The following is a 13932-nucleotide window of genomic DNA, read 5'->3' on the forward strand; positions in this document are numbered from 1 at the left end:
GCTGCGCGCGGGTGCCGCCCGGGGCGGCTAACGCACCGGGTGCCCGGCGTCCCGCAGGGTCTGCTTGACCTCGCCGATGCGCAGGTCGCCGAAGTGGAAGACCGAGGCGGCCAGGACGGCGTCGGCGCCGGCGGCGACGGCCGGGGGGAAGTCGGCGAGGCGGCCCGCCCCGCCGGAGGCGATGACGGGGACGGTGACGTGCTTGCGGACGGCGGCGATCATCTCGGTGTCGTAGCCGTCCTTGGTGCCGTCGGCGTCCATCGAGTTGAGGAGGATCTCGCCGGCGCCCAGCTCGGCCGCGCGGTGCGCCCACTCCACCGCGTCGACGCCGGTGCCCTGGCGGCCCCCGTGCGTGGTCACCTCGAAGCCGGACGGGGTCCCGGCGTCGGTGCGCCGGGCGTCCACGGACAGCACCAGCACCTGCCGGCCGAACCGCTCGGCGATCTCGCGCAGGAGATCGGGCCGGGCGATCGCGGCGGTGTTGACGCCGACCTTGTCGGCCCCGGCGCGCAGCAGCTTGTCGACGTCGTCCGCCGACCGCACGCCGCCGCCGACGGTGAGCGGGATGAAGACCTGCTCGGCGGTGCGCCGCACCACGTCGTAGGTCGTCTCGCGGTTGCCGGAGGACGCGGTGATGTCCAGGAAGGTCAGTTCGTCGGCGCCCTCGGCGTCGTACAGCTTGGCCATCTCGACCGGGTCGCCCGCGTCCCGCAGGTTCCGGAAGTTGACGCCCTTGACGACCCGGCCGTTGTCCACGTCCAGGCAGGGGATGACTCGGACCGCCACGGTCATTGTGCTCAGGCTCCTCGGAATGCTCGGAATGCTTCGAGTTCCACTTCGACCAGGACCCGCGGGTCCACGAACCCGGAGACCACGACCATCGTCGTGGCCGGGCGGGCCGCGTCGAAGAACTCCTTGTGCGCCCGGCCCACCTCGTCCACGTCGCGGGTGTGGGTGAGGTAGATCCGCACGCGGACGACGGACCCGGCGTCCAGGCCGAACTCCCCCAGCGCGGAAAGGGCGTTGGTGAAGGCCACCTTGGCCTGTTCGTACGGGTCGCCCTCGCCGTAGAGCACGGTGCCGACGAACGGCATGGTGCCCGCGACATGGACACGGTCCCCCGCCCCCACGGCACGCGCGAATCCGAACTGCTCCTCCCAGGGGCTGTCGCTCTGCACTCGCCGTACCTCGGGGGTCTCCGTCATCGGGACACTGCCTCCAGGGCCTCTTCCAAGGTGAACGCCTTGGCGTAGAGGGCCTTTCCGACGATGGCGCCTTCGACCCCCTCGGGAACCAGGGTGGCGATCGCCCGCAGGTCGTCAAGGGAGGAGACGCCGCCGGAGGCGACGACCGGCCGGTCGGTTGCGGCGCTGACGTTCTTCAGCAGCTCCAGGTTGGGGCCCTGGAGGGTGCCGTCCTTGGCGATGTCCGTGACGACGTAGCGGGCGCAGCCCTCGGAGTCGAGGCGGGCGAGCGTCTCGTAGAGGTCGCCGCCGTCGCGGGTCCAGCCGCGGCCGCGCAGCGTGGTGCCGCGGACGTCCAGGCCGACCGCGATCCGGTCACCGTGCTCGGCGATGACCTTGGCGACCCACTCCGGGTTCTCCAGGGCGGCGGTGCCCAGGTTGACCCGGGTGCAGCCGGTGGCGAGGGCCGCGGCCAGCGTCTCGTCGTCGCGGATGCCGCCGGACAGCTCGACCTTGATGTCCATGGAGCGGGCGACCGCGGCGATCTGCGCGCGGTTGTCGCCGGTGCCGAAGGCGGCGTCCAGGTCGACCAGGTGCAGCCACTCGGCACCCGCCTGCTGCCAGGCCAGGGCGGCGGCCATCGGGTCGCCGTAGGACGTCTCGGAGCCGGACTCGCCGTGGACGAGACGGACGGCCTGGCCGTCGCGGACGTCGACGGCGGGAAGGAGTTCGAGGCGATGCGTCGTGCTCATGGCGGCGTACGTCCTAGTCCTTGAAGGTGTCGAGCCAGTTGGTCAGCAGCTGGGCGCCGGCGTCGCCGGACTTCTCGGGATGGAACTGGGTTGCCCACAGCGGGCCGTTCTCCACCGCGGCGACGAAGGGCTCGCCGTGCGTGGCCCAGGTGACCTTCGGGGCCCGGATGCCGGGGTTGGCGGTCTCCAGCTCCCAGCTGCGCACCGCGTACGAGTGCACGAAGTAGAAGCGCGCGTCGGCGTCCAGGCCGGCGAACAGCCGTGAGTCCTCCGGCGCCTTGACGGTGTTCCAGCCCATGTGCGGCACGACCGGCGCGCGCAGCGGCTCGACGGTGCCCGGCCACTCGTCGCAGCCCTCGGTGGTGACGCCGTGCTCGACGCCCTTCTCGAAGAGGATCTGCATGCCGACGCAGATGCCCATCACCGGCCTGCCCCCCGACAGCCGGCGCCCGATGATCCACTCACCGCGCACCGCCTTCAGCCCGGCCATGCAGGCCGCGAAGGCGCCGACGCCGGGGACGAGCAGCCCGTCGGCGTTCATCGCCTCGTCGAAGTCGGCGGTGATCTCCACGTCCGCGCCGACCCGGGCGAGCGCGCGCTCGGCGGAACGTACGTTGCCGAAGCCGTAGTCGAGGACCACGACCTTCCTGGCAGCCTTGCTCATCTTCCGGAACCCCCTACAGCCGCAGCAGGCCGGCCGCCAGCGACATGGCCGAGCCGATGCCGAGCAGCACGACGACGCTCTTGGGCATCTTCTGCTTCCAGAAGGAGTACACCCCGCCGGCCAGGAAGAGGCCGAGCAGGATGAAGAGGACCGCGGCCTTGCTCATCAGAGGGCGCCCTTCGTCGACGGGAGGATGCCCGCGGCGCGCGGGTCGCGCTCGGAGGCGTAGCGCAGGGCCCGGGCCAGCGCCTTGAACTGGCACTCCACGATGTGGTGGGCGTTGCGCCCGTACGGGACGTGGACGTGCAGCGCGATCTGCGCCTGGGCGACGAAGGACTCCAGGATGTGCCGGGTCATCGTCGTGTCGTAGCTGCCGATCATCGGCGCCATGTTCTCCGGCTCGGTGTGCACCAGGTACGGGCGGCCGGAGAGGTCGACGGTGACCTGGGCGAGGGACTCGTCCAGGGGCACCGTGCAGTTGCCGAAGCGGTAGATGCCCACCTTGTCGCCGAGCGCCTGCTTGAAGGCGGCGCCGAGCGCGAGGGCGGTGTCCTCGATGGTGTGGTGGGTGTCGATGTGCAGGTCGCCCTCGGTCTTGACCGTGAGGTCGAAGAGGCCGTGGCGGCCGAGCTGGTCGAGCATGTGGTCGTAGAAGCCGACTCCGGTGGAGATCTCGGTCCTGCCGGTGCCGTCGAGGTCGAGCTCGACGACGACGGACGTCTCCTTGGTCGTGCGCTCCACGCGGCCGACGCGGGTCATGTGGTTACTGCTCCTTCTTCAGCTCGCGTACCGCTTCGAGGAACGCGTCGTTCTCGGCCGGGGTGCCCGCGGTGACCCGCAGCCAGCCCGGTACGCCGTTGTCGCGGACGAGCACGCCGCGGTCGAGGATCGCCTGCCAGGCGCGGTGGCTGTCCTCGAAGCGGCCGAACTGGACGAAGTTGGCGTCGGAGTCCGTGACCTCGTAGCCGATCGCCCTCAGCTCGCCGACCAGGCGGTCCCGCTCGGCCTTCAGCTGCTCGACGTACCCCAGCAGCGTATCGGTGTGCTCCAGGGCGGCCAGCGCGGTGGCCTGGGTGACGGCCGACAGGTGGTACGGCAGCCGCACCAGCTGGACGGCGTCCACGACCGCCGGGTCGGCGGCGAGGTAGCCGAGCCGCAGACCGGCGGCGCCGAAGGCCTTCGACATGGTGCGGCTGATCACCATGTTGGGGCGGCCCTCGATCAGCGGCAGCAGGGACGGGCCGTGGCTGAACTCGCCGTACGCCTCGTCGACCACCACCAGGGAGGGCCGCGCTGCCTGGGCGGCCTCGTACAGCGCCAGGACGGTGTCGGCGGCGACGGCGGTGCCGGTGGGGTTGTTGGGCGAGGTGACGAAGACCACGTTCGGCCGCCGCTCGGCGATGACCCGCGCGGCGGCGGCCACGTCGATGGTGAAGTCCTCGCGGCGCGGCCCGGAGATCCAGCCGGTGCCGGTGCCACGGGAGATCAGGCTGTGCATGGAGTACGAGGGCTCGAAGCCGATCGCGGTCCGCCCGGGGCCGCCGAAGGTCTGCAGCAGCTGCTGGATGACCTCGTTGGAGCCGTTGGCGGCCCACACGTTGGCGGGGCCCACCTCGTGGCCCGCCGTGCGGGTCAGGTACTTGGCCAGTTCGGTGCGGAGCTCGACCGCGTCCCGGTCGGGGTAGCGGTTGAGGTCGCGGGCGGCGGCGCGGACCCGCTCGGTGATCCGGTCGACCAGCGGCTCGGGCAGCGGGTACGGGTTCTCGTTGGTGTTCAGCCGTACGGGTACGTCGAGTTGCGGGGCGCCGTACGGGGACTTGCCGCGCAGTTCGTCCCGGATGGGCAGGTCGTCGATGCCGGTCACGAACCCGGTACCGTCCAATCGAATCGGGCGCGGACCGCGGCGCCGTGCGCGGGCAGGTCCTCGGCGTCGGCAAGGGTGACCACGTGCGCGGCGATCCCGGCGAGCGCCTCGCGGGTGTAGTCCACGACGTGGATGCCGCGCAGGAACGACTGCACCGACAGTCCGGAGGAGTGGCAGGCGCAGCCGCCGGTGGGCAGCACGTGGTTGGAGCCGGCGGCGTAGTCGCCGAGCGAGACGGGGGCGTAGGCGCCGACGAAGACCGCGCCCGCGTTCCGCACCCGGGCGGCGACGGCGGCGGCGTCCGCGGTCTGGATCTCCAGGTGCTCCGCCGCGTAGGCGTCCACCACCTGCAGGCCCTGCTCGATCCCGTCGACGAGGACGATGCCGGACTGGCGGCCGGACAGCGCGGGGACGATCCGGTCCTCGACGTGCTTGGTGGCGGCGATCTGCGTCTGGAGTTCCTTCTCCACCGCCTCGGCGAGGTCGACGGAGTCGGTGACCAGGACGGCGGCGGCCAGCGGATCGTGCTCGGCCTGGCTGATGAGGTCGGCGGCGACGTGCACGGGGTCGGCGGTGGCGTCGGCGAGGACGGCGATCTCGGTCGGTCCGGCCTCGGCGTCGATCCCGATGCGGCCCTTGAGCAGGCGCTTGGCGGCGGCGACCCAGATGTTGCCGGGGCCGGTCACCATGTTCACCGGACGGCACTCCTCGGTGCCGTACGCGAACATCGCGACGGCCTGGGCGCCGCCCGCGGCGTACACCTCGTCCACGCCGAGCAGGGCGCACGCGGCGAGGATCGTCGGGTGCGGGAGTCCGCCGAACTCCTTCTGCGGGGGTGAGGCGACGGCCATCGAGCCGACCTTGGCCTCCTGCGCGGGCACGACGTTCATCACCACGGAGGACGGGTAGACCGAGCGGCCGCCGGGCACGTACAGGCCCACCCGCTCCACCGGCACCCAGCGCTCGGTGACCGTGCCGCCCGGCACGACCTGCGTGGTGTGGTCGGTGCGGCGCTGCTCGCCGTGGACGAGCCGAGCCCGGCGGATCGACTCCTCCAGCGCGGCCCGCACCTTCGGGTCCAGCTCCTCCAGGGCCCGGGTCAGCGCCTCGGCCGGGACACGCACCCGGTCGATGGTGACGCCGTCGAACCTCTCCGCATAGTCGATCAGTGCCGCCGTGCCCCGATGCTTCACGTCCTCGCAGATCGGGCGCACCTTCTCCAGTGCGGCCTCGACGTCGAGCTCGGCACGGGGCAGCAGGTCGCGGTCGATGCCGTCCGCCGGGAAGGCGTCGCCACGCAGATCGATTCGGGAGATCACCCTCCCAAGTGTAGAGAACCGCCCTCGGGGCCTTCGTCGAGTATCAGTCCGTGATACGCGTACCGGCCCCGCCCGGTGATCTCCCCCGCTAGCGTTGCGTCGTCGCGGAGAGCCACGGGAGGGAAACCGGTGACCGAGCCGTCGGACGTCGCGCCGCCGCACGACTGGACCGCCGTCGAGCAGGGCCTGTGGGAGGCCTTCCGCCGGGGGGAGCTGTACGACCTGCGCACCGGCATCCCCGAGCGGGACGACCCCGCCGCCGACCGCTTCTGGGGCCCGGACCGTACGGTACGGGCCGAGGTGATCGCCAAGCTGCTGCTCGACGGGCCGCAGGCAGCCTCGGGGCGGGTGTCGTGCGTGAAGCTGTCCGGGGCCCAGATCAGCGGGCAGCTCAACCTCTCGGGCGGCACGGTGGTGCCGTACGTCGAGCTGCACGACTGCCGCTTCGAGCAGCAGGTGCTGCTCGCGGAGTGCAACTTCACGACCCTGCGCATGGTGCGCTGCGCCATACCGCGGCTGGAGGCCGCCCGGCTGCACACCTCGGGGGACCTCCACCTGCCGCAGTGCACGATCGAGGGCGGGATACGGCTCACCGACGCCCACATCGGCACGGACCTGCTGCTCAACCAGATCACCCTGCGCAAGGACCGGCACGGCCGGGCGCTGGCGGCCGACGGGCTCAGCGTCGCCCAGGACGTCGAGGCCGAGCTGATCGAGGCGACCGGCGAGATCAGCCTGCGCAGCGCCCGCATCGGCGGCCGGCTCAGCCTGCGCGGCAGCCGGCTGCACAACCCGTACGGCCGCTACGCGCTCAACGCGGCCCGCGTCACCGTCGAGCACACCCTCTACCTCAGCGCGGGCTACGTCGGCACCGGCGGCTCCGGTGGGGGCACTCCCCCGCTGGGCGTGCGCACCCGGCGCTTCAGCTCGGACGGCGGGGTACGACTGGACGACGGCCGGTTCGGCAACGCGGTGATCATCCACCAGGCGAGGTTCCGGCTCACCGGCGGGCAGCAATTGTCGCTGCGCCGGATCCAGACACCCGAGCTGCGGCTCACCCTCGACCAGCCGCCGACCGGGACGATCTCGCTGGCCGGCGCGCGCGTGGGCAACCTCACCGACAGCCGCACCTGCTGGCCCGAGGCCGGCGGCCTCGACCTGACCGGCTTCGCCTACGGCTCCCTCAGCCCCGAGGGGGCCTTCCCGCTGCGCGCCCGGATCGGCTGGCTGGCCGCGGCCACCCCGGAGTACAGCCCCGAACCGTACGAACACCTGTCGGCGGCCCTGCGCGCGAGCGGCGAGGACGCCGACGCCCGCGAGGTGCTGCTGGCCAAGCACCGCCGGCGCCGCGAGACCCTCCCGCTCGCGGGCAAGCTGTGGGGCTACCTCCAGGACGTGACCGTCGGCTACGGCTACCGCCCCGGCCGGGCCGCCATCTGGATGGCCCTGCTATGGGCGTTCGGCGCGGTCTTCTTCGCCGCCCACGGCGAGCCAGAGCCCGTCGACGGCGGCGCCTTCCCCCACTGGAACGCCCCCCTCTTCGCCCTCGACCTGCTCCTGCCGGTCATCAACCTCGGCCAGGACAACGCCTGGCGCCTCAGCGGCGACGCCCAATGGGCGGCCGCCGTCCTCACCATGCTCGGCTGGATCCTCGCCACCACCGTCGCCGCCGGCGCCTCCCGCCTCCTCCGCCGCGGCTGACACCGCGCGGCGGGGCACCAGGGCCGACGGCGCCCAGGGCGTTGCCACGGTCGGGGCGCGGCCGCGGACACCCCGCCCGGGCCCGCGATGCGGCCGGAGCCGCAGGCCCCGCCGCCGCCCGGTGAAGCGCCCGTCGCCGCGGGGGCACCCGGGCCGACGGTGCCGGCGGCGCGGCCCCGCCGGGCCATGACCGCAGACGTGCCGTCCAGGGCGAACCCGGGCGCACGGAACAACCCCCCGGCGAAGCCGGCCCGCCGGCGAAACACGGCCGCTGGTGGGGGCCGCCAGTGCCGCAGACCCCACCGCTGTGCGGACTGGGGTGGCACGCGCACCCTTCCCGCTCCGACAGCGAGGCCGAAAGCGCCAGGGGCGCGGCCCCGCCACGGCAGAAGCGCGGTCGCCGCCATGACCGCGGACGCGCGCCGTCCACGGCGAAGCCGGCGCCTCGAGCGCACTGCCGCGGGCGCAACACGGCCGCACCGCCCGAACCGGACCACCCGCCCGCCCGCCCGGCACGGACCGCGCGCGCACGCGGACCCGTCACCCACACGGACGCGCAGCCCCGGCCGGAGGGGAAACACGACCCCACACCGGACGCAAAGCCTGAAAACGGGCGGCGAGGGACGAGGGCGACGATGGGGGTGAGCGCCGCAGGCCCTAGGCTTGCTGACCGTGACCGCTCGTCTTCCGCTCTTCCCGCTCGGCTCCGTCCTCTTCCCGGGGCTCGTGCTGCCGCTGAACGTCTTCGAGGAGCGCTACCTCGCGCTCTTCCGCGACCTGCTGGCCCTGCCGGAGGACGCGCCGCGCCGGTTCGGCGTCGTGGCGATCCGGGACGGCCACGAGGTCGCCCCCGCCGGGGCGGAGGAGGCGTCGGCCGGGTACGCGGCGGACCTGTCCGGGGCGCTGTACGCGCTGGGCTGCACCGCGGACGCGGCGACGATCGGGGAGCGCGAGGACGGCGGCTTCGACATCGTGGCGACCGGCACGACACGCTTCCGGCTGCTGTCCGTGGACGCCTCCGGGCCGTACCTGGTCGGTGAGGTCGAGGAGGTCGGGGAGGTGCCCGGCACCGGGTCGGGGGCGCTGGCGGCCGACGTGGCGCGGGCGTTCCGCACCTACCAGAAGCGGCTCGCCGGGGCCCGTGAGCGGAGCCTGGCCGGGAACCAGGAACTGCCGGACGACCCGACCGTGCTGTCGTACCTGGTGGCGGCCGCGACCGTCGCCGAGACCACGGCGAAGCAGGCCCTGCTGGAGGCCCCGGACACCGCGGACCGGCTGGAGCAGGAGCTGCGGCTGCTGCGCCGCGAGGCGGCCGTCATCGACAAACTGCGCACCCTGCCCGCCGTGGACCTGACCCGGCAGGTCCCGAGCCCGAACTGACGTATCCTCGCAGCGCCATGGCCAAGAAGAAGCAGTCATCCTCCGGCGGCACGCCCGCCACCGTCGCCCTGGAGAAGGCGAACGCCGCCTTCACCGTGCACGCGTACGCCCACGACCCCGCCTCGGAGCTCGGCTACGGGGAGGAGGCCGCGCAGGCGCTGGGCACCTCCCCCGACCGGGTGTTCAAGACCCTCGTCGCCGACGTGGACGGGGCGCTGACCGTCGCCGTCGTCCCCGTGGCGGGTTCGCTGGACCTGAAGGCGCTGGCCTCCGCGGCCGGCGGGAAGCGCGCCTCAATGGCGGACCCGGCCGCCGCCGAGCGGACCACGGGGTACGTCAGGGGCGGCATCTCCCCGCTGGGGCAGCGCAAACGGCTGCGCACCGTCGTGGACGCCTCCGCACTGGAGCACGCCACGGTCTTCTTCTCGGCCGGCAAGCGCGGCCTGGAGGTCGAACTGGCTCCGCAGGACCTGGTACGGCTCACCGACGCGGTCGTCGCGCCGATCGGACGCGCCTGACCCCTGGACGGCGCGGCCGTACGGGCGCACTCTGCCCGGAAGCGCACCCGGCTCAGGGGAGGCCCGATGTCCAAGCGCACCCGCAAGCGCAAGTGGCGGATCAAGAAGCGCAACGCCAACCACGGCAGGCGCCCGGCGTGACCTCCGGGCTCCGGCCCCGGACCCGGCCCCGGGTCAGACGCCAGGGGGCGGTGGCGGCTTCCAGTGCACGGCGGGGAGCTGCTCGTCGCGCGGGCCGAAGCCCGTGGTGAGCACCAGATGGGTGAGGACGGCCCCGATCGGCCAGGCCAGGAGCGCGCCCTTGGCCTGCAGCTCGAGGGGGCCGTCGAACACCTTCTTCGCGCCGACCGCCCTGGCGTGCGCGATCAGGTCGCTGGTGGGACCGAGCCAGGTGCCCAGCCGCCAGGCCAGCACGGAGCCGAGGACAGCGCCCACGGCCATGCCGAGGACGACCCCGACGCCCCCGCGCCGGCTGCGCCAGAAGACGAGCGCCCCCGTCAGCACCCCGATGCCGAGCCCGAGCAGCACGAAGGTGCCGTCGGCGCCGATCGCCTGCTCCCCCTCGGTGTCCTTGAGGTAGACCGCCTTGCCGTCGGAGACCAGCGGGATCCGCGGCGCCAGCCACAGCCACAGCAGCCCGAGGACCACGCCCGCCACGGCCACGAGCACCGCGGTCAGCGCGCCGCTCTTGAGTTCCCGGACGGGGTCCATACGGCTCTCCTGGTCCGGGAACGGCGGCAGCGGCGCGGGAGGCCAGTGGTCATGAGGGGTCAGGGGTGCGGTCACCCTGCCATCGTGCCAGGTCCGTCCGTGGCACGCGTCACCGGCACCTCACCGGCACCACACCCACGGGTCACCGGCAGGCCGCGCGACGGTAGGCCCAGGTGGCCACCGCCAGCGACACCAGACCCACGGCCGCGCACACCGAGAGGTCGGTGGTGACCGCCAGCCAGTCGGGGTGGTCGTCGAAGCCGCGGATGAGGGCCTCCACGCCGTAGGTGGAGGGCAGCAGGTCCCGTACGTAGCGGATGGGCTCGGGGAGGTTGCCGGCCGGCAGCACGCCCAGCAGCAGCGCCGCGGACATGCCGAGCTGGCCGGCCAGGGTGGCCAGCTCCTGGCGCGGCGCGAGCAGCCCGAGCGCGGCGCCCAGCCCGGACAGCGCGGCCCCCGCCAGCGGGATGACCGCGACGAGGATCCACAGGTTCGCGAAGGGCAGCTGGAACAGCGCGCAGCCGATGCCCGCCGTGACCAGTGTCCCGGGCACGGTGAAGGAGGCGTAGGCCCCCGCCGCGCCCAGCACCACGGCGGCCGGGGGCACCGGCAGGGTGGCGTAGTGGTCGAGGCCGCCGGAGGCACGCAGTTGCCCGAAGTACTGGGCCAGCAGGTTGAGCGCCACGAAGGCGACGACCAGCACGCTCGACCCGGCGACCACCGCGCGCGCGGCCGGGCCGCCGTCGACGACACCCCTCATCATGATCATGATGCCGACCGACTGGAAGGTCGCCACGAACAGCAGCGGGATCCGGGCGACCTTCGCCCGGGACAGCTGCGCCCGGTACACCGCGGCCATCGCGGGCAGCAGACGGGCGCGCGGGGCGAGCGTCGCGGGCGCCGCACCGAGGGGGACGGCGGCCGCCGCCGGTGCCGCCGTCCGGGTGTCCGCTCCCGCGGAGATGATCGTCACTCCGCGCCGCCCCGCTGCGCGGTGCCGCGCACGTCCAGCTCCACGTTCGGGTTCACGTTCCGGTCCACGTCCAGGGTCACGTCTTCGCCGTTGCCGCGGTTCACGCCTTGACCAGTCCCTTCCGCCGACCGCCGAGTGCCAGGTAGACATCCTCCAGGCTCGGCGCCGTCAGGGTGAAATCGTCGAGCGCGGTGAAGGCGGGCCCGCCGGTCAGGTCGGCGACCACGGCACGGGCCCGCTGCTGCGGCAGCCGCAGCGTCCAGCGGCGTCCGGTGACACGCGCGGTCTCCCGCAGGGCCGCCACCGCGGGCACGGCCAGCGGGGGCTCGTCCCGCCACACCAGGTCCAGCCGCACCTCGTCGGCGACGAGCGCCTTGAGCCCGGCCGGGGTGTCGCAGGCGATGACCCGGCCCTCGTCGATGACCGCGACCCGGTCGAGCACGGTCTCCGCCTCGATCACGTTGTGGGTGACCAGCAGCACCGTGGTGCCGTGCTCGGCGCGCCGCCGGTCGACCGCCGCCCACACCGCGCGCCGGGCGACCGGGTCCATGGCGGTGGTCGGCTCGTCCAGCACGAGCACCGGCCGCTCGCCCACCAGGGCGGCGGCGAAGCAGGCGAGCCGTCGCTCCCCGCCCGACAGCCGCTTCAGCGGCCGCGAGGCGAGGGCGGTCAGTTCCAGTTCCTCCAGGACGGCGTCGCGCTCGGCGCGCGCGGCCCTGGCGTCGAGGCCGCGCAGCCGTCCGGTGGTCTCGGCGGCGAGGGCGACGGTCAGTTCGTCCAGCGCGCTCGACTCCTGACCGAGGTAGCCGATCAGCCGCGCCGCGCGCTCCGGGTGCCGGACGAGGTCGTGTCCGAGCAGCTGGACGCTGCCCGCGTCGGGGCGCAGCAGTCCCGTCAACTGGCGTACGAGGGTGGTCTTCCCGGCGCCGTTGGGGCCGAGCAGCCCGAAGATCTCACCGCCCCGGACATCCAGGTCGATGCCGTCGTTGGCGCGTACCGGGGGGCTCGCGGCGCCGCGCCGGCCCCGCCCGGCCGGGTAGCTCTTCACCAGCCCGCGCACGGTCACCACCACCGCCGCCGTCCGCGTGGTGGCGCCCTGTTCCGTGCCCGTACTCACGAGGACCGAGCCTACGCTGCATCCCGGCCGGGACGTGCCGCAGGGTCGGGTCCGGCGCGCTCACTCCCCCGGGGAGGCCCGCGCGACCACCGCGCGGGCGTCGATCTCCCGCCAGAAGCCCGCCCGGATGGCGTAACGGTCGTGCTCGTCGATCTGGTCGTCCTTGTGGGCCAGCAGCCCGAACCGGGCCGCGTAGCGCAGCAGCTCGCCGTCGATGCGGTGCGGGACGCGCGGGTACTCGGCGGAGAGCACCTGGAGGTGGGACGTGTCGGTGAGCCGTCCGATCCAGCGGCCGGCGAAGACCTGGCCGACCTCGTACGGGTCGCCGCTGACGGCGGTGATGTCCTCCTCGCGGTCCGCCCAGCGCTGTTCGGGGCTGGTGAGCTGGGCCAGCGTGGGCAGGGCCGCGTCCGCGCCCTCGGCGCCGCCGACCAGCCCGCGGTCGGAGGACCAGCGCAGGGTGGCGCCGGCGGCGGCCGGGGAGGCGGGGTGCGGGGCGGAGTGCCCGCGGTGGACGATGCCGGCCACGTCCTTGGGGGTGGGCACCATCCCCTTGCCGGCCGCGGCGGCCGGCGCCTCGGGGGTCGGGCGGGTGCCGTTGCGGTCGGCGGTGACGACCCGGGGCGCGACGGCGGCCGGCTCCGCGGGCTGGTCGGCCGCGGGCTGCGGCTCTGCCCCCTGGGCGGTCTCGGGCAGCGGCGCGGAGAGGATGGCTGCGATCTCGGGCCGCGGGGTGAGCGGTGCGCAGACCCCGGCGGGCTCGCGTACCTGGATCGCCCGGGTGATCCACTCCCGGTCCAGGACGCGCCGCTCGTCGGCCTCGGCGACCAGGTCCTCGGACTGGTTGAAGTCGCCGTCCGCGGCCTGTACGGCCCACAGGTGGACGGCGACGCCGTGCTCCTTGGCCGACATCATCCCGGGCAGGAGGTCGCCGTCCCCGGTGACCAGTACGACGTCGGAGCAGGCGCGGTTGCGGGCCAGCTCGGACAGCTCGGCGTGCATGGCCGCGTCGACGCCCTTCTGCGCCCAGCGTCCGTCGGTGCGGGTGAGCGCACCGAGGCGGACCGTCACCCGGGGCATCACGCGCAGCCTGCGGTGCTCCGGCTGGGGGACGCGGTCGGGGGCGCCGTCGAACCAGTAGATCCGCAACAGCGGCTGGCCGGTCTCCTGCTCGGCGCGCTCCCGCAGACCCGCGACGATCCGGGAGTGGTCGACGGTGATCCGGGACCGGGAGGGCTCTCCGGCGAGGAGGCTCGCGGCGGCTCCGAGCAGGTACCCGGCGTCCACGAGGACGACGCAGCGGTCCATCGGTCTCACCCTCTTCTCCGAAAGTCCTGCCGTCCGTCCCCCCGGTAACACTGTTGCCCCGAGTCTGCCCGAACACCGGGGCGTTGTGACCGGTTACGCGATCACCGGCGCGCCTCACCCTGCAACTGCCCGAAATGCGACCTTCGTACTCCCGTGCAAGCCTGAGTGCGGCCCATCATCCGAGATTTCCCCCGAGGAGGAATCGTGGGCAAGAACAAGAACCGGGGCGAACGTACCGGCCAGCAGCACGACCGCAGCGCCGCGACCACCGAAGAGCACGCGAAGAGCGCAGGCGGACGCGAGCAGATGGCGATGACGGTCCCGGGCGCCGAACCGCACGTGTCGCAGAAGCGGCAGAAGAAGTTCGGCCACAACTAGCGCGCAGGCGCACGACGCTCATGACCGAGGGTGGCACCCCGTCCGGAAGGGGTGCCACCCTCG

17 protein-coding genes are annotated in these 13932 nt (G+C 73.7%); 5 read left to right on the plus strand and 12 right to left on the minus strand.

Features of this window, described 5'->3' with window-relative positions; translation table 11 throughout:
- Positions 1-27 precede the first annotated feature (27 nt).
- From hisF to hisD, 8 genes are read right to left on the minus strand one after another with little or no spacing between them, the layout of a single operon-like run.
- Positions 28-792, minus strand: a complete 765-nt coding sequence (gene hisF / locus ACFW3D_RS29390) for an imidazole glycerol phosphate synthase subunit HisF (RefSeq protein WP_500508991.1) — start codon at positions 790-792, stop codon at positions 28-30.
- A gap of 5 nt (positions 793-797) precedes the next feature.
- Positions 798-1205 carry a RidA family protein gene (locus tag ACFW3D_RS29395; protein WP_500508993.1) on the minus strand — a complete coding sequence of 136 codons (408 nt, stop codon included), beginning with the start codon at positions 1203-1205 and terminating at the stop codon, positions 798-800.
- On the minus strand, positions 1202-1936 hold the full coding sequence (gene priA, locus ACFW3D_RS29400) for a bifunctional 1-(5-phosphoribosyl)-5-((5-phosphoribosylamino)methylideneamino)imidazole-4-carboxamide isomerase/phosphoribosylanthranilate isomerase PriA (protein ID WP_500508995.1): 735 nt from the start codon (positions 1934-1936) through the stop codon (positions 1202-1204). The genes ACFW3D_RS29395 and priA overlap by 4 nt, the downstream gene beginning before the upstream one ends.
- Before the next feature lie 13 nt (positions 1937-1949).
- Complete coding sequence (gene hisH, locus ACFW3D_RS29405; RefSeq protein ID WP_500508997.1) at positions 1950-2600, minus strand: imidazole glycerol phosphate synthase subunit HisH; 651 nt, start codon at positions 2598-2600, stop codon at positions 1950-1952.
- A gap of 13 nt (positions 2601-2613) precedes the next feature.
- Complete coding sequence (locus ACFW3D_RS29410) at positions 2614-2766, minus strand: CG2302 family histidine operon protein (protein WP_361803158.1); 153 nt, start codon at positions 2764-2766, stop codon at positions 2614-2616.
- Positions 2766-3359 carry an imidazoleglycerol-phosphate dehydratase HisB gene (hisB, locus tag ACFW3D_RS29415; protein ID WP_319661088.1) on the minus strand — a complete coding sequence of 198 codons (594 nt, stop codon included), beginning with the start codon at positions 3357-3359 and terminating at the stop codon, positions 2766-2768. Before hisB ends, ACFW3D_RS29410 begins: the two co-directional genes overlap by 1 nt.
- Before the next feature lie 4 nt (positions 3360-3363).
- Entirely contained in the window at positions 3364-4464 is a 1101-nt protein-coding gene (locus ACFW3D_RS29420; RefSeq protein WP_500509000.1) for a histidinol-phosphate transaminase, read from the minus strand.
- On the minus strand, positions 4461-5783 hold the full coding sequence (hisD, locus tag ACFW3D_RS29425; protein ID WP_500509002.1) for a histidinol dehydrogenase: 1323 nt from the start codon (positions 5781-5783) through the stop codon (positions 4461-4463). Before hisD ends, ACFW3D_RS29420 begins: the two co-directional genes overlap by 4 nt.
- A gap of 129 nt (positions 5784-5912) precedes the next feature.
- Here hisD and ACFW3D_RS29430 point away from each other — a divergent pair, with 129 nt between their 5' ends.
- From ACFW3D_RS29430 to ACFW3D_RS29445, 4 genes are all read left to right on the plus strand, one after another.
- Positions 5913-7484 carry an oxidoreductase gene (locus tag ACFW3D_RS29430; RefSeq protein WP_500509004.1) on the plus strand — a complete coding sequence of 524 codons (1572 nt, stop codon included), beginning with the start codon at positions 5913-5915 and terminating at the stop codon, positions 7482-7484.
- A 663-nt stretch (positions 7485-8147) separates the two neighbouring features.
- Entirely contained in the window at positions 8148-8864 is a 717-nt protein-coding gene (locus ACFW3D_RS29435) for an LON peptidase substrate-binding domain-containing protein (RefSeq protein WP_500509006.1), read from the plus strand.
- A gap of 17 nt (positions 8865-8881) precedes the next feature.
- Positions 8882-9382 (plus strand): Cys-tRNA(Pro) deacylase, encoded by a 501-nt coding sequence (gene ybaK / locus ACFW3D_RS29440; RefSeq protein WP_500509008.1) that lies wholly within the window; start codon positions 8882-8884, stop codon positions 9380-9382.
- Positions 9383-9448: 66 nt separating this feature from the next.
- Positions 9449-9523, plus strand: coding sequence for a 50S ribosomal protein bL37 (locus ACFW3D_RS29445; protein WP_488180945.1), 75 nt, complete (start codon positions 9449-9451; stop codon positions 9521-9523).
- Between the two features lie 33 nt (positions 9524-9556).
- Here the strand turns inward: ACFW3D_RS29445 and ACFW3D_RS29450 are convergent, their stop codons facing one another.
- From ACFW3D_RS29450 to ACFW3D_RS29465, 4 genes are all read right to left on the minus strand, one after another.
- Positions 9557-10168 (minus strand): ABC transporter permease, encoded by a 612-nt coding sequence (locus ACFW3D_RS29450; RefSeq protein ID WP_500509010.1) that lies wholly within the window; start codon positions 10166-10168, stop codon positions 9557-9559.
- Positions 10169-10235: 67 nt separating this feature from the next.
- On the minus strand, positions 10236-11066 hold the full coding sequence (locus ACFW3D_RS29455) for an ABC transporter permease (protein WP_500509012.1): 831 nt from the start codon (positions 11064-11066) through the stop codon (positions 10236-10238).
- A 100-nt stretch (positions 11067-11166) separates the two neighbouring features.
- Positions 11167-12183, minus strand: coding sequence for an ABC transporter ATP-binding protein (locus ACFW3D_RS29460; RefSeq protein ID WP_500509014.1), 1017 nt, complete (start codon positions 12181-12183; stop codon positions 11167-11169).
- A 60-nt stretch (positions 12184-12243) separates the two neighbouring features.
- A complete protein-coding gene (locus ACFW3D_RS29465; RefSeq protein ID WP_500509016.1) occupies positions 12244-13491 on the minus strand; it encodes an NYN domain-containing protein in 1248 nt (415 codons plus the stop codon).
- Positions 13492-13695: 204 nt separating this feature from the next.
- Between ACFW3D_RS29465 and ACFW3D_RS29470 the strand changes: the two genes are divergently transcribed.
- Positions 13696-13869, plus strand: a complete 174-nt coding sequence (locus tag ACFW3D_RS29470; protein ID WP_500509018.1) for a hypothetical protein — start codon at positions 13696-13698, stop codon at positions 13867-13869.
- Positions 13870-13932 lie beyond the last annotated feature (63 nt).

Source organism: Streptomyces sp. NPDC058864, from assembly GCF_042742985.1.
GTDB lineage: Bacteria > Actinomycetota > Actinomycetes > Streptomycetales > Streptomycetaceae > Actinacidiphila.